The 25,388-nt window shown below is 40.1% G+C and carries 21 protein-coding genes and 2 pseudogenes; 18 read left to right on the forward strand and 5 right to left on the reverse strand.

Translation table 11 applies throughout. The features are described from left to right. Positions 1 to 828: 828 nt before the first annotated feature. A pseudogene (locus ROSEINA2194_RS07165) lies at positions 829 to 1,200 on the reverse strand (IS4 family transposase); the annotation flags it as partial. Positions 1,201 to 1,579: 379 nt separating this feature from the next. Here ROSEINA2194_RS07165 and ROSEINA2194_RS07175 point away from each other — a divergent pair. The 8 genes and pseudogenes from ROSEINA2194_RS07175 (at position 1,580) to ROSEINA2194_RS07210 (ending at position 10,080) form a co-directional block, all read left to right on the forward strand. After that, positions 1,580 to 1,906, forward strand: coding sequence for a hypothetical protein (locus ROSEINA2194_RS07175; RefSeq protein ID WP_227970751.1), 327 nt, complete (start codon positions 1,580 to 1,582; stop codon positions 1,904 to 1,906). A 226-nt stretch (positions 1,907 to 2,132) separates the two neighbouring features. Beyond that, positions 2,133 to 2,552, forward strand: a complete 420-nt coding sequence (locus tag ROSEINA2194_RS07180; protein WP_007885018.1) for a hypothetical protein — start codon at positions 2,133 to 2,135, stop codon at positions 2,550 to 2,552. A gap of 170 nt (positions 2,553 to 2,722) precedes the next feature. Continuing rightward, on the forward strand, positions 2,723 to 3,025 hold the full coding sequence (locus tag ROSEINA2194_RS07185) for a helix-turn-helix domain-containing protein (RefSeq protein ID WP_227970749.1): 303 nt from the start codon (positions 2,723 to 2,725) through the stop codon (positions 3,023 to 3,025). 62 nt (positions 3,026 to 3,087) lie between these two features. Then, positions 3,088 to 3,798, forward strand: coding sequence for a LytR/AlgR family response regulator transcription factor (locus ROSEINA2194_RS07190; protein WP_007885020.1), 711 nt, complete (start codon positions 3,088 to 3,090; stop codon positions 3,796 to 3,798). 20 nt (positions 3,799 to 3,818) lie between these two features. After that, on the forward strand, positions 3,819 to 5,108 hold the full coding sequence (locus tag ROSEINA2194_RS07195; RefSeq protein ID WP_007885021.1) for a sensor histidine kinase: 1,290 nt from the start codon (positions 3,819 to 3,821) through the stop codon (positions 5,106 to 5,108). Between the two features lie 466 nt (positions 5,109 to 5,574). Then, on the forward strand, positions 5,575 to 5,991 hold the full coding sequence (locus tag ROSEINA2194_RS07200) for a hypothetical protein (RefSeq protein ID WP_007885027.1): 417 nt from the start codon (positions 5,575 to 5,577) through the stop codon (positions 5,989 to 5,991). 243 nt (positions 5,992 to 6,234) lie between these two features. Next, a pseudogene (locus ROSEINA2194_RS07205) lies at positions 6,235 to 7,172 on the forward strand (tyrosine-type recombinase/integrase). 232 nt (positions 7,173 to 7,404) lie between these two features. Continuing rightward, positions 7,405 to 10,080 carry a pyridoxal-dependent decarboxylase gene (locus ROSEINA2194_RS07210; protein WP_007885031.1) on the forward strand — a complete coding sequence of 892 codons (2,676 nt, stop codon included), beginning with the start codon at positions 7,405 to 7,407 and terminating at the stop codon, positions 10,078 to 10,080. Between the two features lie 58 nt (positions 10,081 to 10,138). On the opposite strand, the gene ROSEINA2194_RS07215 is transcribed toward ROSEINA2194_RS07210, so the two are convergent. Further along, complete coding sequence (locus ROSEINA2194_RS07215; protein ID WP_044927427.1) at positions 10,139 to 14,353, reverse strand: SIR2 family protein; 4,215 nt, start codon at positions 14,351 to 14,353, stop codon at positions 10,139 to 10,141. A gap of 725 nt (positions 14,354 to 15,078) precedes the next feature. On the opposite strand from ROSEINA2194_RS07215, the gene ROSEINA2194_RS07220 reads away from it, so the two are divergent. The 9 genes from ROSEINA2194_RS07220 (at position 15,079) to ROSEINA2194_RS07250 (ending at position 22,007) form a co-directional block, all read left to right on the forward strand. Further along, positions 15,079 to 17,088 carry an ATP-dependent DNA helicase gene (locus ROSEINA2194_RS07220; protein WP_007885040.1) on the forward strand — a complete coding sequence of 670 codons (2,010 nt, stop codon included), beginning with the start codon at positions 15,079 to 15,081 and terminating at the stop codon, positions 17,086 to 17,088. After that, the gene (locus ROSEINA2194_RS22490) at positions 17,085 to 17,213 is read left to right on the forward strand and encodes a hypothetical protein (RefSeq protein WP_007885041.1); all 129 of its coding nucleotides are present in this window, start codon (positions 17,085 to 17,087) and stop codon (positions 17,211 to 17,213) included. The genes ROSEINA2194_RS07220 and ROSEINA2194_RS22490 overlap by 4 nt, the downstream gene beginning before the upstream one ends. Before the next feature lie 91 nt (positions 17,214 to 17,304). After that, positions 17,305 to 17,574 (forward strand): DUF6870 family protein, encoded by a 270-nt coding sequence (locus tag ROSEINA2194_RS07230; RefSeq protein WP_172727065.1) that lies wholly within the window; start codon positions 17,305 to 17,307, stop codon positions 17,572 to 17,574. A gap of 133 nt (positions 17,575 to 17,707) precedes the next feature. Further along, on the forward strand, positions 17,708 to 19,387 hold the full coding sequence (locus ROSEINA2194_RS07235; RefSeq protein WP_044927428.1) for a recombinase family protein: 1,680 nt from the start codon (positions 17,708 to 17,710) through the stop codon (positions 19,385 to 19,387). 2 nt (positions 19,388 to 19,389) lie between these two features. Continuing rightward, positions 19,390 to 20,220 (forward strand): recombinase family protein, encoded by an 831-nt coding sequence (locus ROSEINA2194_RS21905; protein WP_252832564.1) that lies wholly within the window; start codon positions 19,390 to 19,392, stop codon positions 20,218 to 20,220. Beyond that, the gene (locus ROSEINA2194_RS21910; protein ID WP_007885048.1) at positions 20,204 to 21,109 is read left to right on the forward strand and encodes a recombinase family protein; all 906 of its coding nucleotides are present in this window, start codon (positions 20,204 to 20,206) and stop codon (positions 21,107 to 21,109) included. The genes ROSEINA2194_RS21905 and ROSEINA2194_RS21910 overlap by 17 nt, the downstream gene beginning before the upstream one ends. Continuing rightward, positions 21,106 to 21,264 (forward strand): hypothetical protein, encoded by a 159-nt coding sequence (locus ROSEINA2194_RS20990; protein WP_007885049.1) that lies wholly within the window; start codon positions 21,106 to 21,108, stop codon positions 21,262 to 21,264. The genes ROSEINA2194_RS21910 and ROSEINA2194_RS20990 overlap by 4 nt, the downstream gene beginning before the upstream one ends. A gap of 103 nt (positions 21,265 to 21,367) precedes the next feature. Further along, the gene (locus ROSEINA2194_RS07245; protein WP_007885050.1) at positions 21,368 to 21,718 is read left to right on the forward strand and encodes a TnpV protein; all 351 of its coding nucleotides are present in this window, start codon (positions 21,368 to 21,370) and stop codon (positions 21,716 to 21,718) included. A gap of 13 nt (positions 21,719 to 21,731) precedes the next feature. Next, the gene (locus ROSEINA2194_RS07250) at positions 21,732 to 22,007 is read left to right on the forward strand and encodes a DUF6809 family protein (RefSeq protein WP_007885051.1); all 276 of its coding nucleotides are present in this window, start codon (positions 21,732 to 21,734) and stop codon (positions 22,005 to 22,007) included. A 66-nt stretch (positions 22,008 to 22,073) separates the two neighbouring features. Here ROSEINA2194_RS07250 and ROSEINA2194_RS07255 read toward each other — a convergent pair whose 3' ends face one another. Genes ROSEINA2194_RS07255 through ROSEINA2194_RS07265 form a run of 3 tightly spaced genes read right to left on the reverse strand, consistent with a single transcriptional unit; the run spans position 22,074 to position 24,962 of the window. Further along, on the reverse strand, positions 22,074 to 23,102 hold the full coding sequence (locus ROSEINA2194_RS07255) for a virulence RhuM family protein (protein WP_007885054.1): 1,029 nt from the start codon (positions 23,100 to 23,102) through the stop codon (positions 22,074 to 22,076). After that, a complete protein-coding gene (locus tag ROSEINA2194_RS07260) occupies positions 23,099 to 24,019 on the reverse strand; it encodes a DNA gyrase inhibitor YacG (RefSeq protein WP_007885059.1) in 921 nt (306 codons plus the stop codon). Before ROSEINA2194_RS07260 ends, ROSEINA2194_RS07255 begins: the two co-directional genes overlap by 4 nt. A gap of 31 nt (positions 24,020 to 24,050) precedes the next feature. Next, positions 24,051 to 24,962, reverse strand: coding sequence for a hypothetical protein (locus tag ROSEINA2194_RS07265; RefSeq protein WP_007885060.1), 912 nt, complete (start codon positions 24,960 to 24,962; stop codon positions 24,051 to 24,053). 199 nt (positions 24,963 to 25,161) lie between these two features. Between ROSEINA2194_RS07265 and ROSEINA2194_RS07270 the strand changes: the two genes are divergently transcribed. Further along, a complete protein-coding gene (locus ROSEINA2194_RS07270) occupies positions 25,162 to 25,365 on the forward strand; it encodes a transposon-encoded TnpW family protein (protein ID WP_007885061.1) in 204 nt (67 codons plus the stop codon). Positions 25,366 to 25,388: the final 23 nt, after the last annotated feature.

The following is a 25,388-nucleotide window of genomic DNA, read 5'->3' on the forward strand; positions in this document are numbered from 1 at the left end:
TGATGTTAAGGGGTATCTAAAGGTTCCATTTAGCAAGAATTCTAAGATTTATAACGACTTGACACCATAGGAAGCATTGAGGAAAATAAGAGAATTACAGGAAACACAAAAAGCACAAAAAGCTTCTGTAAAAGTAAATTATTAATATAAAAGGAGAAGTGCTATGGATAGGATTTTAAGTACATATAGTTATGGTATTTGTTTATTTTCAATGGAAGTTCTACAAGATTTTTTGAAAAAAGAAAAATTAGATCAAAAAAATTATTACATAAATTTCAAAAGGATAAAAAATTATATTTAGCTATGCAAAAAGAAGGGATTTGGTTTCCTATTTCGAAAATAAATTACGGGACAACATCTTATTAAACTGGAAGGATATGATAATACATTTAATGATGAGTGGGAACAAAAGTTTGAGATTGAAGGATTTAATTTAAAAATAGAAGGTGGACTTTGGATTTCAGATATAGGTTCCTTCTATACCTTCAATGAAGGTGAATTTTGTGGGGAAGCAATATCGTTTAAGACGGGGGATGGTGACATACAATATTCAGATTTTAAATATGATGTTCCTGCCGGAAAATACTTATTATCAGTAAAAGGTTTTTTGAGAAAGGAAAAAAAAGGATTTCCTAATCCAAATTCAGGATTTTTATTTTCTCTTGTAAAAGTTGATGAGTTTAGCGGATTTAAAAATCCAAGAGAGGACATTTACAATTTCAATGTGACTAATATGTAACACCTTATAAATTAGATACTAAGACTTCCCATACCTAAAATGGGGTTCGTACCTTGAAAATTCAATATTTCAGCTAACAAAATAGTAATTTATGCCATTGCAATCTCTGGGTGGAGTGCATTGCGCAGATATTCTGGTAATCTTGCTTCAAAATCAGCAGTAAAAGCAGTCAGTTGTTCGTCACTGAGCTTTAAGATTTCCTGAAGGCTTGCCATTAAGGCAGCCATCAGAATACCAAGTGATCTGTTGAAAGTAATATCTGCCATTTCATCGACAAGAAGGAAGAACAACTTCCCAAGCGTTCTCTGATCTTCATTTTGACGTTGCTCCATTGCAAGTAACATATATCTGGTAAACACAATGGCCACATGGGCTGTCAGTGCATCATAAGATAAGCTGTGGCATTCTCCAATCAGGTTCAGCATGGATTTACAGGTTTTGAAGAAAACCTCGATCTGCCATATGCCGATATCTGCATAACGCTCCAGCGGTAAAGGTAAGGATATGGCTACCAAGCAAGGTAATAGAAGATTGCAAGCGACGATATACTTTTTTGCGGTTCAGATGATACAGATATCCTCAAAGGGTACACCCATCCAGCTTTTTGTGCGTATTACGAGAAGCGTAAAGAAGAAGGTAAATCAGTATTATATATGGAATGTTAAAAAGTGGTATGGAGTACCAACTGCCAGCAGTGGAAAATGTTGGCGAAAATATATGATGAAAATGGCAGATATGTGATATTATTTTAAGCAGATGGAACGGTATTCGGACAATTTACGATAAAGTAAGGAGAGTGATATAATTAGAGATTTCTTGTTGTTTTTTAATGAGAACATCGTGATTGAGTACTCAGAAGATTTGTATAATGATTTTATCATGCAATTAGGTGGAAAAAGATTTGGACATGGGCTGTTTAATTCATTTTCAAAGGATAATGTAAAGAAATGGACAGAAATTGTCAGTGAAGCATATCCAGAATTCCAGAATTTGTTTAAAATTTTTGGTTATGATTGGCTTGGACGTTGTTTTGGAATTGATTTAAGGAAAAGTACATATGGAAATATTTTGATGTTTGAAATAGGAACTAATGATGTATTAGAAATTCCTTGTACATTTGACAAATTTCTTAATGAGGAAATTCCATTATATGCTGATGTATGTTAAGGCCACCAACCACCTAAAAATTAATCACGGTCATTAAATTAATCGGAATGGCTCTCGCCGAAGGTGATGTAATCCATGTAGATTAATTTGAAGACCCTAGGGCGAAATTTTCCATTTGGGTGCACTTAAGGACATCCGAAATCAAAAATGAATATTTAGTTCCAATAAGCTGATATTAACGCACTACTTTCAAAACAATTTTTTGTTGCGAAAGAGCTGCGTTTTTATGCGTGTAAGAAAAATGAATCAAGTTGACGTGAAACTACATGATTTAACCAAAGTAAAATTGAAAAAATATCGGCTGAATTGGGAAGAAACAGGGAATCCGGTGCCGAGGATCCGAAACTGGATGGAGAGACTGGATTATCAGGCAGTTCAAAGAAGAGAATTGGCGAAGTTACCGGAGCGAACCATTCATTTTTTGGAAGAAAATCAGGATACACTGTTTTCTGATGTGATAGAAAAACCGTTTTTGCTGGTGTCGAAAATGTTTTGGGATGTATCAAAAATGTATAAAGTGCCGGTCAGGGGAAAAGAAATGGTTTTGCTTGATGGAGTGAACGGCTTTGCAGAAATTTATTATATGCCGGTGTATCCACGATATCGTTGTCTTTCAGAAGAAAGGACGAAAGAGTGGGAAAAATGAATATGTTGGTTATTCTGACTTTTAAATTATTAGGTTGAACTAGAAGATTAGAACAAGCTACTTTGCAATCTTTAATATACAACCCAAAATAGCAACAATATATCTACTTATTCATCATATCATACCCTCAAATTGGGCAGTATAATAGACACAGATGGGTAGGTGTTAGGGTGGATATACAAGGTAGAATACGTGAATTAATGGAAGAGCGCAGTTGGACGGAATACCGCTTAGCTAAAGAAGCAAATTTGTCACATTCCACAGTGGCAAATATGTTTAACCGGAACAATGCGCCGACTTTTCCAACATTAGAAGCAATATGTAGCGCATTCCAAATGACGTTATCTCAATTTTTCTGCGAAGATGGAAATCTAATTGAATTAACAGACGAAGAGAAAGAACTGATTTCAAGGTGGAAACAGTTGAGCGCAGAACAGAGGAAAGTGTTATTGGAATTGATGGGTGTAATATAAAGCCTGCACGGTGTGAGTGTTAGGCTTTTTTGTTGTATCAAAGATTAAAGTGGTGAGGAAATATGTTGAGGATAGGTATTTGTGATGACATAAGAGAAGAGGTTGAAAAACAGGAAAAACAGGTACGGCAAATTACATATCAGATAGGAATCCGGGCAGACATCAGAAAATGTTATTCAGGTATGGATCTTTTGATGGAAATAGAACTGAGCGGACAATTCGATATTATCTTGCTGGATATTGAACTTGGTGGGATGAATGGCATTGAGACGGCACGCCAGATCAGGGAGAGCGATGTAAATTGTAATATTATTTTCATCACGTCCTTTGAACAATACAGTAAGGAAGCAATCAGCGTACACCCCTTTGCATTTGTTGATAAACCCATTACATATGCACAAATGGAAAAGCTTATCAGTGATGTTTACGAAAAATTACAGATTGATGATAAATTTGCCTTTAAATCTAACAAAACTTACTACAATATCAGCTTGAATAAAATTATGTATTTTATGAGTGAAAAAAGAATTATAAATGTATATTGTATAGATAAAATTTGTACATTTTATGGTAAAATGAATGATGTAGAAATAAATTTGAGGAAGAAGCGGGTGGACTTCTGGAGGATACATCATTCGTTTTTGGTTAATCCGAGGTATATAGAAGAGTACCATTATGACAAAGTTGTTCTGCAGAATGGCATATCATTGGAAATCAGCAGGGCAAAGAGGGAGAATACACGTTTGATGTACATGAGGAAACTTGGAAAATAGGGAGAGGGAGAGGAAGGAAAATGACAATCGCATTAATATTGGTAGAAATATTTACAGTGATTATGCAGAGAAATGTATGTGAAAAAGCATTTGACCGAAAACCGGCAGAAACAGCGGTACAGGTCATGGTATGGGCAGCCTTTTATATCATTTCAAATGTGACTACATATTTTTTTGAATTGCCGTCATGGCTAAATATGGTAATTTTTTCAGTGTCCTTTTTTTGCGTTTTAACCTGGTTATATGAAGGTTCTATTAGAATCAAACTTGTGCTGGTTCTGTTTTTGTGTCTGATAGGAATGCTGTCAGAGGTGATGGTTTGCTTCATCGGAATTTTGTGCGGCATAGATATTATACATATGATGGGAAATACAGAGGTCGCAATCATGTATACGATTTTATCAAAATTAGTCTGGTTTGTTGAAATCAAGATTGCGCTGCTGTTTTTGAAAAAGAATAAAAATATAGTAATCAGAAATATGGACTGGCTAGAGGTGTTTATTGTGCCGGTGAGCAGTATTTTTATTGTTATGGCGATGTTTGTACCATTGACAGATGAGTATGTATGGGCGAAATTGATTGCATCAATATTGATATTGATTGTAAATCTTTTTACATTTTATAATTATAATGAATTACAGGAAAAGGCATTGTATCAGGCGGAAAGGCAGTTCTTGACGCAGCAGGTGGAAAATTATGCGGTTCAGCTTCAGGAAATGAGTAAAACATGGCAGCAGGCACGGGAGTACCGTCATGATATGAAGCAAAGGTACCTTTTGATTGAATCCTATTTAAATCGAAATGAATATGAAAAGATAAGGGAATTATATCGGCAAAGTGTAGAGACTTTAACAGAAGAGGACAATCTTGCAAAGACAGGGAATGTAAGTTTTGACACAATAGTCAATTACAAGGCGGCAGTTGCTCAGAAGAACCATATAAATGTAAAATTGGATACCATGATTCCGTATGATATGAAATTAGAGGACGTCGATTTATACAGTCTGTTGGGAAATCTGTTTGATAATGCGATTGAAGCAGCTAGTAAAGTAGACATAGAAGAGCGAGAGATAAAACTGCTGGCAAAAATGTCTGGAAATAATTTGTATTTGGAAATGGAGAACCCCTATACTGGCAATCTGAGAAAACAGGGGCAGAATTATCTTACAACAAAAGGGGATAAGAATGAACATGGATTGGGGCTTAGAATTGTAGAAAATATTATCAACCGTCATAGCGGTCAAATGATTATAGATGATAAAGAGAATTATTTTAGAATAAAAGTGCTTCTTTATAATATTGGAAAATAGTATTAGAGATAAGAGCGACTGTCTTAATATGTGTGTTGCGGAATCCGGGTGTTGAAATCAAGCAGATTTTGGCACCTGTTTTTTTGCCTGAAAACAAAAAGTTACAAGTAACAATGAAGTTTTTTACAAAAATAGGGAGAAAAAAAAGAAAGCCATATACTTTGGGATATACGCAGTAACCTACAGAAGAAAAATGGAGGAAAATGCAGCATATCCCAGTAAACATGAGAAGACTGATAAAAAGTACTGCTCAAAAAGCGGTGTATGAGATATGGAAGAAACAAGTAAAAAGGCAAATGCCAAAATGCTTGTTAATTTCATCATACACTGCTTTTTTTGTTTGACATAAGAGTGGCTCGCGAAGCGTGTCACTCGTTGTTTTTCATGAAGTTCATGAGGTGTAATATCCGGGCGCCGCCCTTTTCGATTTTGAGAATTTACAAAATCGGAAAGGAGCAAGTCAAAGATGGCAGAAAGAGAAAAATATTATATCGGATTGAACGGACAAATCTTTGAAGTCAGTAAGGAACTTTACGAGACATATTACAAAGGGCAGCGCAAGGAGAAATACTTTACCCATGATCTGAAGCAGGAACATACAAAGGTGGATAAGGAAACCGGAGAGATGATTGTCATTCCCAGCAGGGAAGATTCTTATGAGCGGCTTCTGGAAGCAGAGAAGCAGTTTGCAGAGGAAGCGGAGAATGTAGAGGATGTGGCAGTTCGGGAGGTCATGCTGGAGAAATTGAACGAAGCCTTACGTATACTTACAGACGAGGAGACAGCTATCATTCATGCCCTGTTCTACCAGGAGATCAGTGAGGTGGAACTGGCGAAAAAAATTAGGAATAGCCAGAACAACCTTACAGTCACGAAAATATAAGATTTTAGAGAAATTGAGAAAATTATTGTAAACTATTGCCTCTTCATTTATTGGCTAAGTAGATGAAGGGGCAATAATCAGTTATATAATAAATCAGCAGATTCTTGATGGTAATTCAATTATAAAGACAATTACCATACTGAAAATATAAAGAATATGGCAGCTAAAAATGTATGATTGCAGATATATATGCTAAATATTATTATATGTCTTATCTACAAAATAAACCAGGAGGTTTTTGCAATGCTTTTAAAAGAAGAAATCAATAAATATTTGAATTATTGTAAATTTCAAAAGGAACTTGATGATAAGACAATAAAGGCATATAAGGCGGATTTGGAACAGTTTATTACAGTAATAGGAGAAAATAATCCAGATAAAGAAATGCTGAATGCATATCTTGTATACCTTCACCGTATGTATAAGCAAAAAACAGTCAAGAGAAAAATTGCCAGCGTGAAGGCACTGTTTCATTATTTAGAGGAAGAAGAACTGATAGAGATAAATCCATTCCATAAAGTAAAGACAAAGTTTCGGGAGGAAGTGATTTTACCCAAAATTATTCCGAGAGATATTATAGAGCAGTTGCTGAATCATCTTTATAAGGAAAGAAGTATTAAAGAATATTCAGAGTGGCGTAAAAAAATCATTTTAAGAGATATCGCAGTAGTGGAGACGCTTTTTTCTACAGGGCTGCGCATCTCGGAATTGTGCCATTTGCAAAATAAATATGTAGACTTAAAAAACGGTGTGTTATGTATTCAGGGCAAGGGAGGAAAGGAGCGATATCTTCAAATAGGAAATAATGACGTACTGTCTATACTGAATGCCTACAAAATGTACTTTGAAGAAGAGATAAAGAAGCAGGGATATTTTTTGTCAATCGTTATGGAAATGCGCTGTCTGAGCAATCAGCCAGGAGCATGATACATAAATATGCCGGTGAAATTCAGGCAGATATAAATATTACACCGCATATGTTCCGGCATTCCTTTGCGACATATCTGATGGAGGAGGACGTGAATATCAGATACATACAAAAAATGCTGGGACATGCTTCGATTACCACAACGCAGATATATACATATGTAACGACTGAGAAGGAAAAAGAGATACTGCAGACAAGACATCCGAGAAATAAGATAAATATAGGAGAAAATTTAGATAATTTGGTATATTAGGATTGCTAAATATTGGGAAAGTTTGTATAATTGATATAGTAACGATAATTAGGAATTATCGAGATAGAAAATAGGGAAACATCTGTTTTTGTGAAATAGAGGATAATGAATAGTTATAGGTTATTGACAAATAGGCAAAAGTTATTCACTGTCTCGGATACAGGATAAAGTTAGTTAGTCTGTATAATAATATCATGTAGTGTTGAAATAAGAATGATGGTAGGTGATTTAAATGTTTCATGAACAATATGAAGTACTGCTTGTTTTTTCCAAGCTATCGGAGTTTAACACAGATTTAATTAATATTATAGACTCTGAGAGGTCTTCCTGTTTAAAATTTACATATCTAGTGGATCCTACGCGAAAAGAGTTAGAATTATTGTTACAGCAAAATAAATATTTATGCATTATTCCTTGCACTCAATATACTTTAAAGAAAAAATGTGGTCACAAATATAAACTTAATAATTACATAATTTCCCAACTATTGCAAAATCTTGAGTTGGAATTTTGGGGATGTACCTATATTTCTTCGTTAATACTACATGAAAAAGCCATTTGCTCGCAGATGTCGCTTGGTATACCGAAACCGCAGGTTATTTCGAGATTCCATAATAAATCTGTATGTAATATATTAAAAAATAAAGAAATGAAAGCTCCTATCGTATTAGAACCTATTTATGCAAACAACTGTCTTTCAAAAGAGAAATATACGGCAGCTTCTATAAACGAAGCAGATTCTATGATATCTCAGCTTTTTGATAATGATTCGGATATTGAAGAGTTTTGTGTATATGGAAGTATCGGCTCTGCGGAAAAAATCGTTATAACCATACTGGGTAATCCGCCTTTAGCTTTATCTTTTGTATGTGAATCTGACACAGATTTTTCCGAAGTAAACGCAGTCCGGAATCAGGATAAATATACGAGACTTCTTTCAAATTCTTATCAACTGTTTCGTGAGTATAACTTTAGAGACTTTGGACAATTTATATATTCTTATGATAAGGAAAATGAAATATATTATTTGGTTGCTGTTAACTATGAAAATTGTTTGGATTATACGGTAATTACAGCATTTCAACAACTTTATGCAGTAAATAGAATAACTGACATATTAAACATTATATTGATTGTATATTTATCGAGATTAGAACCGACAGATACGGTTGTCGAGTTCATAAAAAAGTTTTCTGTGCATTTGTCGGAAAAAGTAACGGAAAGTATTATTCCATTTACGGTTCAACAGAAAATCAATTCAGCTTATTGTTATAAAAAAATCTGTAATGAATTAAAAGGAAGATTTTTATCTGCTGATGAAGGAAATCGTAATGAATTTATAAAGTACATCAATGGTTGCATGAAAAAATTGCCTGATATCCATAATCCCAACGAAGTCTATCTTGGTAATGCGGATAGAGAATATTCATTTCTTCAAAACTATGAAGCACTCCCTGACTGCCCACAAAACGCTCAGAAAGTGCTTGATATTTCCATGCAGATACTGAATGGGCAAATGCGTTGGCATGCCCCATCCATGCTTTATAATGTGAATCCTCCGGTCATGTTTAATACAGTAGCTGCCACTACTGTAGCTAAATTGTACAATCCGAATGCAATAACTTCGAGAACCTGTTCTGGTTTTGTTGAGATGGAAAAACAAATTGTCAGACAGTTGTCCGGATTGCTAGGATGGGATGCAAAAGAATCAGCCGGGGTTTTTACGCCGGGAGGTAAATATTGCCTTACTTATGCGGTAAAGTGCGGACTTAATAGAGTAGATTTTCCAACACAGGAACGCCCTGTCGTCATAACATCAGAAATCAATCATTATTCCATAGAATCTGTATGTGAACACTTTGGATTGGGAGGAAGATGTATCAGAGTACCCGTTACACATGAAGGGATTATTGATTTTGAAATCTTTAGACAAATATTAATCAAATGCTTTACAAAAAGAATACCCATTGCATGCATAATATTTTCAGGCGGCAATACTACCCATTGCAATGTAGAAAAGATAAAAGAGGGGCACGATATATTATATGCATTACTGGAAAAGTTTAATGTAAATTACATTCCGTACATATATTTTGATATGGTAATCTGCTGGCCTTGGTTATTTTTTAAATATTATGATTTTGATAAAAACAAGCTGGATATTCCGGTTGCCGTATTATCTAAAATGGCAGTTATACTAGAAAGGATTGTATTTGCTCGCCTCGCAGATGGAGCAGGCATAGATTTTCATAAAGGCGGGTTTTCTCCTTATACATGCAGTATTTTCTTATCCAAGAAAGCAGATGAATTATATGCAATCTCTGATAAGACAGTCAAAAACAACCAACATACTCCTATAGAGCCAAATCGCTATACACTTGGCAATTCAAGAGGCACTTCTGATATTTTGTCTGCATGGAATATTTTGCAGAGTGTCGGAATTGAGGGATTTCAAGCTTATGTGGCTAATATGCTTATTGTGGCTAATGTTTTGGCGGATGCTTTGCCTACTTACGGTTTTACGATTTTGGAGAAAAATAATACATATGGTTTTGCAACAATCATATGGGCTGCCCGTCCCCAGAAAAAGTTAACTTTTCAAAAAATCAAAGAATCAAGTGAGGAAACCGTTGTAGCTAACAATGAATATTTATATGCATTGTCCGAATACTGGATTACAAATAAAGAATGCAGTTATTATACACGCTTTCTTCCCAATTATACAACGATATCCGACAATAGAAAAGTAGCGGTCATCTCACTTCTTCCAATGACATTGAATATTGATGAAGACAAAGCCAGAGAGATTGCTGCTAAACTGGGAACATTAAAAAAGAGCTTTGACCAGAAATATTTATCCGGAATGCGGTTTACAACTAAAGAAATGCCGGAAAACGTCGAGAAATAATTGCAATCCCCAAATGCTGGTAAAGGTAGTGCATAAACGACCTTTACCAGTCAAAAATTTATTTCTGAAAATACATATTTTGGAATTTTTGCTTCAGCAAATAACAGTCTTCCAGAGAGATATTGTTGTCGGTCAGAGCATTTGTTTCATAATAATCAATTGCCATGTCCAACTGCTTAATGCCCAGTTTACACCACTTTTCTGTATCTTCTACATGATTTTTTATTCTTCTATAGGCAAACTGACTGTAAAAACATCTACACTTTGCTTCCTTATTTTTTATTTGCAATTTCATAGCATTGTCCAAAGCCTCTTTTATGTAATTTTCCGCTACATCCATACAGTTCATATACTCATAATAATAGGCTTTGGAGAGATTGGAATCTGCTTCAAAGGGAGTGCTGATATTGCTGAATATCGAATCAAGTTCGTTCATCATTTGTTCGCATTCATCAATTCCGTTCGGCTCTATAGAAAAAGAATAACTGATATAAGTGTTTATTTTTTCCGGTAAAACACCACTATATGTAAAAATGGCATTTGCTTTCAGCAACAATTCGATAGATTTATTGTATAGTGATAGAGCTTCCTCAAATAATTCCTTAATATCGCCTAACGTGTCATCAGATAACGCTTCTTTTTCAACAAAACCATATTGGAGCTTATGGTACATCAGCTTATTCAAAACATTCGCTTTTTGCTCATAAATCCTAGCTAAAACGTACGGATCACTTATTTCACTTTCATGTGACAAAAGAATATCATACAACTCAAGCGTACGAACTGTCTGTCCGCTATGATTGAAAGCCCTTCCCAGTTCAATTCCTAAATCTATTTTTGTCTTTAAATCGTTGCTGTTTTGATATGTTTCAAAATCCTTTTCCAGACAATGAATACATTGTTTACTATATCCCTGTTCCATTAATATCACAGCATGATGGATATCAATTTTCATTAATAGTGTTCGATTGCTTTTTCCCAACAACTTGCGGGCTTCTTCGGCATAATCCAGTGCGCTTTTATAATGATTAGAGAAATATTTTAACTTTGATTGAAAGAAATAAATATATGTCTGCGCTTCCTTTGACATGATGATATTAGTTGGTACTTTTTGCAATTCTTCAACGATTCTCTTGATATTATATGTAACAGCAGAGTAATCTTTCAGGCTCTGCTCAATTCCCCATATAATAGCAGATACTGTTTTTTTACTTCCTTCAATATCGTCAGGACTGAGAAGGTAAGATAAAGAATGCTTTAAATTTTCTGAATAGGATAACACCTCCACCAGAATTTTAGGAATCAGATTAATATGCTCCATAAATAAACCATTTACTAAATCCTTTAATTCTTTTAATCTGCCTCTTTTTTCCATTCCCAAAAGATATTTCAAAATACCGCTCTGGTAAATAACATTTCTGCTGCTTAAATCAAAAATTTCATGAAAGAAAGGCAATCCTTTATGCTCATTTTCTTCAATATACCGTTTAAAAAAGAATTCTTCAATTTTATCATGCTGAAACTTTATTTTGTCCGTATTTGAATCATCTTTTATCAGAATATTAACGTCAATCAGATTGTTGATAATCTGATGAAAACGGTTGTGATATTCCATATCAAGTACATTCAAAATCTTAAATCGTGTAATTTGAATATTGGAATTTCTATAATGGATTAGTAAATCAAAATAAGCATAAATTATTTTTTGAGCTAAAAAGGCATCCGCCAGCTCAAGACGTTCCATCATCGCACTTGAAAATAAATCGTATATTGTGCCGCTGTGTTTGATGATTTCCATACCTTTATATGTGTTTAAAGCCTCAGCCGCAATGGCAATAAAAAACGGAGTAAGATTCTCATTGATAAGATTGTTCCTATTCCAGAAGGCAGACCTGCAGGACATATGCAATTGTTTTAAAACATCAGCAGATATGTATTTATCTAACAAGCTTTGACTATCTTCGCCGGAGAGTTTTGAAACGATATAGCTGGCATCCTCATGTTTAAGAATGGCAGCATTCGCGTAAAAACATAATGGATTTATTGCTAATGTTGTGGCGGATTTATATTCATAATATGCTTGTTCCCGACAAGTGATTATCAGTTTAATGCCTGTATATTTATTATGATAAATTTTATCTGCCAATTCCAACATTTTACAATAGTGACTCTGTTGGATTTTAACAGTATCGCTAACTTCATTCAAACCGTCAAATATAAGCAGAAGAAGTCTTTCACGCATCACCATAAAATGATTGATATGATTTAAAACCATATCCTCATTTTCGTTTGTAATATCCAGATTAAGAAATAAGGAAAGCCCCTGCCTGCTGACAGTATTATTTTTAGGTGAAATAATGATAGGAATAATGTTATCCGCTTTATTGCGGATATAACTTTGGAGAGCGCTTGTCTTTCCGCATCCGCTGGAACCTGCTATAAACATACCGACTTTGTCAGAATTTAAAAAGACCGGAATATCTCTATCAAGCTGCAGGTTAACGTGATTATCCTGTCCATATATGGTTTTCAGTTTAAGAAAATTTGTTTGACTTATTTCACTTTGCTTTTCCAATATTTTGAAGAAATAAATATCGTTATTCTGTTTATCCTCCCCTTCTTCATCAATTTCCAGATTGATATGAATCCATTTTGATTTATAGGATACATATTTTTTCCCGTTTGCTGCATTAATATCTTTTAATATATGAATATCCGGCAATGCTTTTAGATAGAAATAATATAATGCATCAACCTCTTCACTTTTTATTACCCCAAGATCAATAATTATGGTATTCTGAATAAAGCTCATGTGTTCATATTTTCCACTTAAAAATTGTCTGGCTTTGTATTTACTGTCAATCCGTCTGTCATCAATTGTATTTACAGGCAATAGTAAAGCAAGGAATGAAACAACCCGCAATAATTCATTGAATTCTTTAAGTGGTATGTCATATGTTTTTAGAACTAATTTGTTTGGCATGTTAAAATCAACAACATTTTCAATATCAAATTCGGAACATACTATTTTTTCAACAGCCAGCCAGAAAGCATCATTAATGATATTCTGGTTGTATTTCTTGTTAAACTCTGTTTTTATATCCACAATAAAATTTTGAGGTAATATCCCATTTCCTGTTGTTCTAACCAGAATTTCTGCGGAAACGCCTAAGATAAGAGCATCTAATTCATTATTGGGTATATGAAGCAGATTCGAGGGAAGGTTTTTGCTGTTAAAAAAATAAAGGTATGAATAAAGGTGTTCATCATAATTCTTTGTGTAAGCCGGATTTTCCAGATTCCATGATAGCTGCTTTTGGATGTCAGCAGATATCTCTAGTATGTCCAAGAAGTTTTCGTAAACTCTTGAGTAAATACGCAGCATTTCTACAATCGAGGTATCTTTCCATATATCATTCAAATGAATTTCTTTTGTTTTAATAATTGTGCTATATGACGGATGTATCAAAAAATCATTGAGTTTTTTAATGAGTTCATTAAAATCTCCAAATTCCTTTCCATATAAATAGTTCCCTGTTGAAGACCTGCTTGCCATAAAATTCTGGATACTTTGAGTTGTAAACATATCAAGGTAATCAAATTGTGTAATGTCAATCCAATAAACGGCATATTCATTCTTAGTGCTCAAAGCGTTCATCAAACCGATATCTTGACCGCGATATCCAATAAAAATCAGAGGACCTGCTGTTTTTTCTGCAATATCTTTTTGGAGCGGCATTGGTAGCTGAACTAATTCATGCGGTGCAAATCGAAATTTCCCTTCCTCTAAATCCCCATGTACTTTGAGCAGATTAAAAAAAGGAGCATCACCAATTATATGATACTCTCCATCACCCACACGTTTTTGATAGGAAAGTCCTTTGAAAGTTTCTTCTAAAAGCATATCAAAATTAGTTGTTATGACACTATGAATGTACCCATGTTCAATTAAGGAACGTAAACATAAATGTCCTTCTGTAGGTGTTAAATCTCCTAATTTCTTTTTTAAAAGACGTTCCTGCTCTTTCGGAGCCTTTCCCTGCCAAACTACATTAATAAATTTTTGATATAAATCTTCCCAGCCAATATTGTCGATATTATTAACTCCATGTTCTAAAAGGCATTGTTTCATGATTCCACATGTTGAAATATCCCTTTTTGTTGCACTAAGTGAACATCCCGCACCTAAAATAATTGTACTGTTTCCAACGTGTTTTGCTTCTCTCAAAGCATATCCCAAACGCAAAAAAACACTTTCTAAATTATTCTGCATCCTAAAACCCCTCCTGACCAAAATCATTGTAGATTATTATGATGTCAGTAATACAGGCTAATCTAACTTTATCTGGTATCCGAGACAGTGAATAACTTTTGCCTATTTGTCAATAACCTATAACTATTCATTATCCTCTATTTCACAAAAACAGATGTTTCCCTATTTTCTATCTCGATAATTCCTAATTATCGTTACCATATTAAAATAAAATGAAAATTTTTTCGGCAGCCCCTTTTACCTAGCGGCGAATTAGGTGAAGGGGTTTTCTTTTGTCTAAAATATTCCCCTTTTACTGCACTTTGACAACTTCATATCTGTGCATCAGGCACACATCCGACCGGCCGGAGAGCCGGAAAGCACAAGTCAGGGTACGCCATGACGGATCAGTGTGAAAAGAACCGCACTATCCTGAGTGGGAACTACCTGTGGCTTTACTGCCCGTGGTGGGGCAGGATGCGATGATACCGGTCGGAGATAATGCTACTTCCACGCCAGTGGCCCGCATAAGTGACGGGAAAATGCACACCCACGTTTGAGAAAGAATGTGGGCGGCTTTTTATGATGCCTGCTTACCGGCAGGATGGCTGATGCACCTTTTTATAAAGCAGTAGAAATCATGGGCTGGATGGAAGCTCATTTTTGTTAGTAAAAAGCCAAACCGATACCTTCCAGCCTATTCCTGTGCTGCTTTATGGCACTAAGAAATTTTAGGAGGCGTAACGATGGCAAAGAGTGCAGAAGAATTATTAATTTATTTATTTGATGAGATTTTACCGAAACATGGAATGAATCTGAGGGTAAAACAGAAAGAACTTTCTCTTGAAATGCTCCGGGCATTGCAGGAAAACAAACTGGCTTTATGTGAGGCGGAAGTGGGGACAGGAAAAACGCACGCATATATCCTTGCACTGACGGTACATAACATTTATTCAGATAAGAAGATTCCGGCAGTCATATCAACATCCACCATAGCCCTGCAGAAAGCATTGACAGAGGAATACATACCGCAGATATCCGGGATCCTTTTAGAACACCATGTAATTGACAAACCATTATCTTTTGTGGTGCGGAAAGGAAAACGGCATTATGTCTGTGACTCCAGATTGAAGATATATGAGACATCCTTAAAAAATTTGCAGAGAGAAGTGGATGCCAATCTGATACTGGAACTGGCAAGGCTTGGGGAGCAGGAATTTGACAGGATTGATTTGGATGATGCCGTGCTGACACCCTATGTAAAAGGCAGAATCAACGTGTTTCGCTGCAATAAGTCATGTCCTTATTCGCTTTTATGTAGATTTATGAATTTTAAGAAAAAGTGCATGACGGATAATTTTGATTTTCAGATTACGAACCATAATTATATCCTTGCCGATCTGATTGGACAGAAGCAGGGCAGAAAACCTCTTTTTCCGGGATATGGGGCAATGGTGTTTGATGAGTCCCACAAGCTGATAGATGCCGCAAGACAAATGTACAGCACAGTCTGGGACGAGCAGGATGCGGAATTTATCGTGGGTTTGAGTGAAGTGAACAGAAGAACCACAGGCATGGATGAACTTACTGTATTGCGGAGTCAGCTTGCGGAATATAACAGACAGATATTTGACAGACTGGCGGGAGATTTAGCAGGAAACCACACCAGAGAGGGAAGCAGGATTGAAATAGTGATAGGTTCCATGGAAAAAATTTACATAAGGCACATGGCAAAGGCTTTAGAGCAGCTTCCCTTATCCTATCAGGAAAACAGCGGGCAGAAAATGCGGTTGCAAGGTCTGAAAAAGCGTTGCCAGGAGCTGACGGACAAGCTGACCATATTTTTAAACAGCGGAAATTCAATCTGCTGGATGGAAAAGAGGGAGAACGGCAGGCTTGCCCTGTGTGCGGTTCCAATGGAACTGGAACAGGTTTTATTCCGTGACATCTGGAGCAGACCGATACCGGTTATTATTACGTCCGGCACAATGTCAGTCCGGGGTGATTTCAGTCACTTCAAGAGAATGACAGGGCTTTCCTTTGCAGCTTTATCAAGAATCATGGAAACCAGCAAGCCCTCACCCTTTGATTTTCAGAGTAACGGTCTGCTCTATATACCGGAGCGTATGCCGTTTCCGAATATCCGGGATGACAGATACATACAGGCGATCATGGAGGAAATAGTGCAGATAGTGTCTGCCACTCATGGGCATACCCTGATCCTTTTTACATCCTATTGGCTCATGGAGAGGGTGTTTTATGGTCTGAAGGAGCAGCTTTCTGATTATCCGCTGTTTCTCATGGGCAGAGGTAGACTGGATGTAATAAGTAGCTTTAGAAGAAGCGGAAACGGAGTGCTGTTTGCCAGTGACAGCGCCGGAGAGGGAATTGACCTTGCAGGGGATATCCTTTCCAGCCTAATTGTAGTAAAACTGCCTTTTCCCGTGCCGGATCCGGTCATGGAATACCAGAGAAACCAGTATGATGACTTTGATTTATACCGCAGGGACATCATTATCCCGGAAATGCTGATTAAACTAAGGCAGTGGTTCGGGCGCGGCATCCGCAGGGAAAAGGATACAGCGGTATTTTCCATCTTAGACAGCAGAGCATCCCTGCGTGGCAGATACCGGGCAGAAATTCTGAATACCATGCCCACCATGCCGGTCACGGACAGGCTCATGGATGTGGCAGACTTTATTATAAGGAAGAAAGCAGACAGTTATTTTATGGATAAGGAGTGGGAAGAAGAATGAAAATCGTGTTGAGCGTTATGGGCGCTGTAACAGGAGCCCTTGCTGTTGTGTTTCTGGCGGCCTGCATTGCAGTTGCCGGGGCTATAGAATGTATGAGAGCATTGGAAGAAATGACAGGGATGTAATGTGTGGAAAATGTTATAGCATAGGACAATCCGGTAAAAGAATAGACTTAGATAGCAGCAGTGTTCATGCTACATGGAAAGGAGAGAAGCCTTGGAACTGACAAAGGAAAGACTTGAAGAGATGGCTGCCGTGGATATAAGGACGGTAGATATTTCCACTCTGACCGATTTGAGGAACATAGAGATTGATACATCACTGCCTGTGGAGAAGAAGCTGGATGCGTTTGCAAGGCAGACGAACAATGTCTATGTCAACCGGATCGGTGATTATGTAGTTAAGGTCAGGTTCCAAAAAGACGGAGCCAGCATAGATGATAAAATGGCGGAATATCTGCAAAGGTTATCCGAAATTCATATTTGAAAAATTCATATTTGGATTGAAAAATCCGCTTATCTATGCTAACCTAATATCAGGACAAATCAGCGTAACTCCTGATTTTATGGAAAGGAAAAGCCACCGGCTTCCCCCTAACAAAAAAGTCAGGAGTGATAACATGAAAGAACAATCTAAATTCTTTGCCGCCATGTATCTGCGTCTTTCCAGAGATGACAATGTGAAAGCGGAGCATGATGGCAACGCCATGATAAATGGCGTATCTAAAGCCGAAAGCAACAGCATAGGAAGTCAGAGGGAGTTGATCCGTTCCTTTTTAAATGAACAGGAGAATATGGAACTCTATGACATTTATGTAGATGATGGCTTTTCCGGTAGTAATTTCGACAGACCAGAATTTAACAGAATGATGAAAGATATTGAAGCGGGCAGGGTTAACTGCGTGGTTGTGAAAGACCTGTCCCGTTTTGGGCGTGATTATATTGAAGCCGGAAGGTATCTGGAAAAGATATTCCCGGTTCTTGGTGTGCGTTTCATTGCCTTAACTGATCATTACGACAGTATATCGGCAGACACCGGAGAACGCCAGATCGTGATTCCGGTCAAAAATTTTATCAATGATTCTTATTGCCGGGACATTTCCACCAAGGTAAAAAGCCAGCTCGCAGTGAAGCGGAAAGCCGGGGAATGTTTATCTTCTTTTGCTGTATATGGTTACCGTAAGTCCCCGGAGAATAAGCTGGTGGTGGATGATTATGCGGCAGAGATAGTACGCAGAATATTTAGGTGGAAGATTGAGGGAATGGCGGTGGCTGCCATTGCAAAGAAGCTGGATGAGCTGCACATTCTTTCCCCAAAGGAATACAAAAAATCTACAGGGCTTAACTACCGGGGCGGGTTTACCGGCGGCTCCGGCTCAAAGTGGAGCAGTTCATCGGTAAAGCGTATCCTAACTAATGAAGTCTATTTAGGACATCTGCTACAGGGTAGGACGGAGAAAGTCAATTATAAGGTGAAAAAGAGTATTGAGAAACCAAAGGAAGAATGGGTGCGTGTGGAAAATACTCATGAAGCAATTATTTCGGACAGTGATTTTGAAGCGGTACAGAATCTGCTTCAGACGGACGGACGGGTAAGCCCGGAAAGCAAAAGCTTAAGTCCATTCATGGGACTTCTGTTTTGCGGGGACTGCGGCGAACAGATGGTGCGGCGCAGAGTCCGGTATAAGGAATCCAATAAGGTGTACTATATCTGTTCCACAAAAAACCGGGGCGAGGGATGCAGCCGCCACAGCATAGAGGAAAATACTTTAAAGGAATTGGTGGGCATTGCGGTTCGCAGATATGCCAATGACTTTTTAGCGCAGAGTAAACTTTTTGAACAGGCGAAAGAAAAAGAGACAAATCTGGAAGCAGTTGCGGGATGCCAGAAGGAGCTTACACGGCTGAAACAGGAGCAGGATAAGTATTACGGTCTCTGCGCAGGACTCTATGACGATCTAAGGCAGAATGTCGTAACAAAGGAAGAATTTGAACGTCTGCACAAGGAGTTTCAGCGCAAGGCACAAGAACTGGAGAAAGCACAGGAACAGCAACAGGACATGATACGGCGGATGCTGCAGAAAGGTGTAGTCAGTGCTTCAAGGCTGGCAAAATTTCAGGATTCCCTGAAGCTTGCCGAAATTGACCGGCATACTTTGACGAGTCTGGTAAAGCGGATTTATGTGTTCGAGGATAAAAGACTTGAGATAGAGTTTTATTTTCGGGATGAATACCAAATCATGCAGGAATATGTCACTGCACTTTCGGGGCAGGAAAGCGGCAGGGAAAGGAGTGCATGAGTATGGGAAGAACATCAAAGAGACAGTCAGCGGGAAAAGGGGCGGGCACACCTGCGAGCACTTCCGGGGTGCAAAAGAACAGGCAGTATAAGGCTGGTATTTATGCCAGACTCTCCGCAGATATAAACGAGAAAAAGAATGAATCGGTAGAGGTACAGATAGAGATTGCAAAGAAATTCATTGAGGAATGGAACGGAAAACATACGGATAAAATTGAAGTGGCAGACTGTTACATCGACCTAGGAAAGACGGGAACCAATTTTAATCGTGATTCATTTCAGCGGCTGATGCAGGATGTCCGTATGGGAGACATTAACTGCGTGATTGTAAAAGACCTGTCCCGTTTTGGCAGAAATTATCAGGAAGCCGGAAATTATATTGAGAAGATTTTCCCGTTCCTTGGTGTGCGTTTCATAGCAGTGGCGGATGGCTTTGATACCGGGGCAGGCGGCAATGAAACGAAACAGATGGTATCGGAAATCAAGAATCTGGTAAATGATATGTATGCTAAGGATTTTTCCGTGAAAGCGAAAGCTTCTCTGGCACAGAGAAGAAAAGAAGGCTCCTATGTGGGCGGCCCTGCACCTTATGGGTATAAGGCAGTCTGGGAGGGCAAAGTACGCAGGCTGATACCGGATGAAAATACGGAGGAGATTGTCAGATACATTTATAAGAAATTTATCGAAATGGAAAGCTATACGGCGGTTACGGATGACCTGAATATCCGTAAAATCAATCCACCGGCAGTGTATCATAAGACGGGAGAGGTCTACTGCCCACCGGATGTAGCTTACAAAGGATGGGATAAAAAGTGGTGTGGAACGCATTATTAAAAGTGACACTTACGCTGGAAAGCTGGTACAGGGAAAGACCAGCATTACTGCAAGGGATGAAAATAACCGCATTCACAAGCCGGAAGATGACTGGGTGGTAAAAGAAGAAGCCCATGAGCCGTTAATCACGCCAGAGATTATGAAGGAGGCGGCCAGAGTAAGGAGGAAACTGCGGGAGCAGACAAAGAGCCACGCTCATCCAACGAAAGGCTGCCCTATCGGGGAAAATGTTTTTGACAAGGTGCTGTACTGTGGTGTATGCGGGCGGAAAATGACAAGACACAGCTATGTGAAGCACTATGCGGATGATAGTAAAAACCGCATGGATGGTTATTTTTGTATGAATGGCGGAGCAACCAAAACAGATAACTGTCCGTCTTCTAACCGTATCTCGAAAAGTGCGTTGACGGATATCCTTTTTGCACTGTTTGAAAAAGAATTTGATGTGGGCTTGAAAAAACAGAGAATGTATTTAGATACTGCAAGAGCAATCATCCGGCACAAAAAGCAGGAACTGGAGCAGAGCCTTCATGCCGTGGTCTGCACAAAGCTCCGGCTTGCAGAGGAAGAAAGCGGGAAGTATATGGCATACCGCATGGGCAATCTTTCACAGAAAGACTATGTGGAGTATAAGATGTGCAAAGAAAATAGGCTGCGGGACTTGGAGAAGCAGGAGAAGAACTTCAGAGAGCAGGAAGTAAGCCTTGAGCGTGACGGAGAAACCTATCTGAAAGCAGTCCGTGCATTGATAAAACTAAAGAATGAACAGGTACTTACCAGGGAGCTTATTGAATCGCTGATAGATAAAATCTATGTGTATCCGGGGAAAAGGGTGGAAGTCTTATTTACATACAGTGATGCACTGGTGGAAAGGCAGGTGAAAAAATGACAGACAGCAGGAAGATTGCAATCTATCTCCGCCTTTCCATAGAGGATGATGCCCTGGACGGTAAAGCTTCCACAGAGCAGCGGGAAAGCAACAGTATTTCCAATCATGATGTAATGTATAGAGGGTGGATTACACCAAAAAACATTACATCATGACTGGCGGCTCATTTGTGGCGAATGAAAAGACAGTTATGATAAAGGAGGGATGCCCTCAAACCTACCGTAACTGTCAACCACATTCTCACGAAAGGAGCCTTGTATGGAACTGACTTACACCCAATGCGGCGACTATCTCATTCCCAACCTTGTGTTAGCAGACACCAAAGAGTACCATATCGGGAAATATGGCCGGATGCGCCGTGCCTACTTAAAAGAACATCGGCCCATTCTGTATACCGATCTCATTGTCACTGAAAAGCTGCTTCCCCACTTGGAGGAAATCGACATCGCCTGCCGGGAGCGGCTGGAAATCATTGAAAAATCCATGATGCAGCAAGAGGGCGTCACAGAAGCCCTGAAAGCTGCCGACCAGATGGCATGGGTGCGCTCCATGAACTCCATCCACAACAGAGCCGAGGAAATTGTCCTGGCTGAGCTGGTCTACTGTTGAGGGAGGGAACACCATGATTTTAGAAGCCATGTATAATGGAGAGTTTTATCCCTGTGAAACAGTCGTACCCACGTCCCCGGAATACCACAAGGCGATCCAAACCTGTGCAGCGTTGATGGAGCAGTTATCCCAGCGGCTCAGCAAAGAGGACTATGCGCTGGTGGAGGAACTCCGGGCGCAGAACGCTATCGCCCAATGCGAGGAAAGTGAGAGCCATTTCAAGTATGGCTTTTCGGCAGGGCTGATCGTCCATCAGGAAGCCTATGAACAGCTGCAAAACAAGAAATAAGCGATGGCCGAAAAAGCCCACGCAGCCGGAAAGAGAACCGGAAGCGTGGGTTTTCTGTGTATATGGTTATTCTGTCAGATCATCCGAAGTTTCCGCAACCAGCCTGTCAAAGTCGCTCTGATAGCTTCTGTCCTGCAATACCCGGAACTTTTCAAACTCTTTCTCGGCAAAGGCTTTGGCAATAGCGGCGGTCACCTTGCCCTTATCATGCAGAATATCTTCCTCGTTGAACTGTAAAAATGCGTCAAGCCGCTTGACCCAATCGGCCATATACATGACATTTCCCCGGCGGGCCTGCCGTTCCGCATAGTCCAGATACATGGTGACGATCTCGTTCAGGTTTCGCATTTCCGTTTCGTTCAGATAGTTTTTGGCGACGGTGACATCCGATTTACGGATGCGGCCTTTGGGGGCGTTTTTCCATGTGGTCAGCCCCATGTTGGGCTTGGTGCTGTCGGCACGGTCGTATACGATCTCGGCGGCGGTATGATGGGTGACCGCATAGTGGAGCTTGTTCTGCACCGTGGCAAAAAACTCCTTTGTGATGGGGCTTTCCACATCGTAGTCGGCGCTGCACTGAGAATAGATGTCCGTGATTTTCTGGTAAAATCTTCTCTCGCTGGCCCGGATGTCCCGGATACGCTCCAGCTGTTCCTCAAAATAATCCTTGCCGAAAAAGTTCTCCGGCTCCCGCAGCCGTGCGTCATCCATCACATAACCTTTGATGATGAACTCTTTCAACACCCGGTTCGCCCAAATGCGGAACATGGTCGCCTTTTTGGAGTTCACACGATACCCCACAGCGATAATGGCGTCCAAATTGTAATAGTTGGTCTGATACCGTTTCCCGTCCGCCGCAGTTGTTTCCATTTTGGAAACAACTGAATCCTCGTTCAGTTCTCCAGATTCAAAAATGTTTTTCAGATGCTTGGAAATAGCCGCTTTCTGCACCTCGAACAGTTCTGCCATTTTTGCCTGTGTCAGCCAGAGGTTTTCCTGAAAGAGCAGGATTTCCACCCGCACTTCTCCGTTTTCGGTCTTGTAAAAGAGGATTTCTCTGGTTTCATACGGGGTCAGTCCCTGTTCCTCGCTCATTCCTCGTCACCTCCATCCGTCCGGTTCTTTCCCCGGCTCTTGTAGACATTATACTGGTTCTTGCACCGTGGGCTGCAAAAGGCGGCATTGGACCGGCTGCCCAGGAACACCTTCTGGCAGTGCTTGCACAGGCGCAGGGGCTGGTCACCGTCTACCAGCATGAAGCTGAACATCATCTGGATGCCCAGCAGCAGCGAATGGAAATCCCAATAGATGGTGGGCTTATCCAACAGCTCAATGTGGTAGCTGGGGGCAATCCCGCCGAACGCAGCCATGGCCTTGCGATACAGCCCCCGTGCGTCCTCGTCAATGGAATCATAGTCATTGTAGTACAAAATGGCGGTGGTCAGTGTAAAGGCCCAATCTTTGAACTGCTGGGCAACCCAGTCGTAGGGTTCCGCATATTCCCGCTGGAAGCTCATGTTCTTCGCCATCGGCTCGTCCATGAAGGTCATGGTCAGGGCAACCATCGTCCGGTCACCGGACACATTCCATGTGGATTCAATGCCTTTCTTCACCAAATCCAGCTGATCAAAGGGATAAAACAGGGACAGATATTTGTCCGTCGCCATGGATTCTTCCTTAATAAAGTGGTTTTTCGGTAGGTACACCGCCTCATAGTCCATAAAAGACGGCGTGGTGGGCAGGGCGGTCATCAGCCCCAGCAGGCCGTACCGGGTGACAAACTCCATCACTGCCTTTTCCACTTCTGCTTCCGGCTTGCGTCCCATCATCAACATCCCTACATTCAGGGCATCCAGCACAATGTTGGGGACCTCTTTCAGCGGATTGTAGACATCCGGCTTTGCACTCTTGCCGGGGGTGATGTACCGCTTGCCATCTTCCGCTGTTTTCAGCTCGTAGTGATCGTACCGCACCCAATGGGAACGGGACTGTTCAAACAAATTTTTCATCATACACGCCCTTTCTCCTTAATCGTCCCAATTATCAGGGGCGGTTTTTCTTTTTTCTGCGCTTGGTCTTGTTTTCCCGCCGGATCACGGCGTCCTTGCCCTGTTTTCTTGCGATTTTCGAGTATTCCTCCAAAAATTGGCGTTCCCGCAAGGTCAGGCTGCCGCCATGCTCCTGCTTGCCGCACAGATGGTCATACATCTGGCGCTGCAATTTCTTGTGGATGGTTTTCCGCAGTTTGCGAATGTTGCGGTCAGACTGCCCACGAACAGCGGCAAGCCGGGTGGTGCTGTACAGCCGCAAAGAGAGGAAATACAGGACTTCCTTATGTTCCTCGCTTAATTCCTCCACCATGCGGGATATAAAGGCGTCAGCGGTCAGGTTGTGCATCTCATAGGGGCAGTCAAACAGGATGTCCAGAAAGTTCCCGGCCATCAGCTGCCGGTATGCGGGATTGTTCATCCAGCGGGGAATGAGCTTGGGTTCCGGCACCGCCTGATATTCCAGCGGCACATCCCCACGAAGGTTTTCGTGGTCCCGTTCCCGGCGCTCCCGGTTCCGGTCCAGCTTGTTCCATTCCTCCACCACGGCCCGGAAATCCTTCTCCGTGCGTGCTGCTTCCTCCAGCCGCCGCACAGCTTCCGCTCGAATCTCCCGTTTCAGCCGCTTTTCGTTGACCGGGGCGGCTTCTTCTTCCTCGTCCTCCAGCTCCGCTTCATAGTCGATGGGATGCTCGTCCTGCTCCAGCTCACTTTCCAGCTCGGCCAGACGTTCTTCCGCAAGCGCCTGTTCCAGCGTTTCCTCCGTTGCACCAGCGCCTGTCTCATCGTCCCATCCGGTGAAGCCACCCTCGGTATCCAGAAGCTCGTCATCAGACAGATACGCCATGACCCCACCTCTTTTCAAAAAAATATTTTGCGATTTTTCAAAAATGGTTCCGTTTTGCACCCCGGATTTCTCCTATTAGTGAAAGAGTAATCTAAAAACAAGTTACTTGGGTTACATTCGCTCATTCACACAGGAGAAAGGGGGCTTTCGCCATGTTCAGGCTTGACACAAAAAAGTAACATAATCGCAGGTTACAAATAACGGAACCATAACAACAGTATACACCGGATGCGCCGAAAGCGCAAGAAAGAGAGGTTCTATGGCAGATAAAAACGCCGTGTTTCTGACCCGGCACATTGGCAACACCACCTATAAAGTTCGTGTCTACCTCAGCGAAACCGCCGAGGAAACGATGGAAGATAAAATTCTGCGGCTGATCCGCAATGACGGGCTGGCAAACCAGCCGGAATGTGGTATAATGGAACTGCCACAAATGAGCCGTCCGTCTGAAAGGAGCGCCTGATATGGCAAACAGACAGACGGAAG

Origin of the sequence: Roseburia inulinivorans DSM 16841 (assembly GCF_000174195.1) — a bacterium.
Classification (GTDB): domain Bacteria; phylum Bacillota; class Clostridia; order Lachnospirales; family Lachnospiraceae; genus Roseburia; species Roseburia inulinivorans.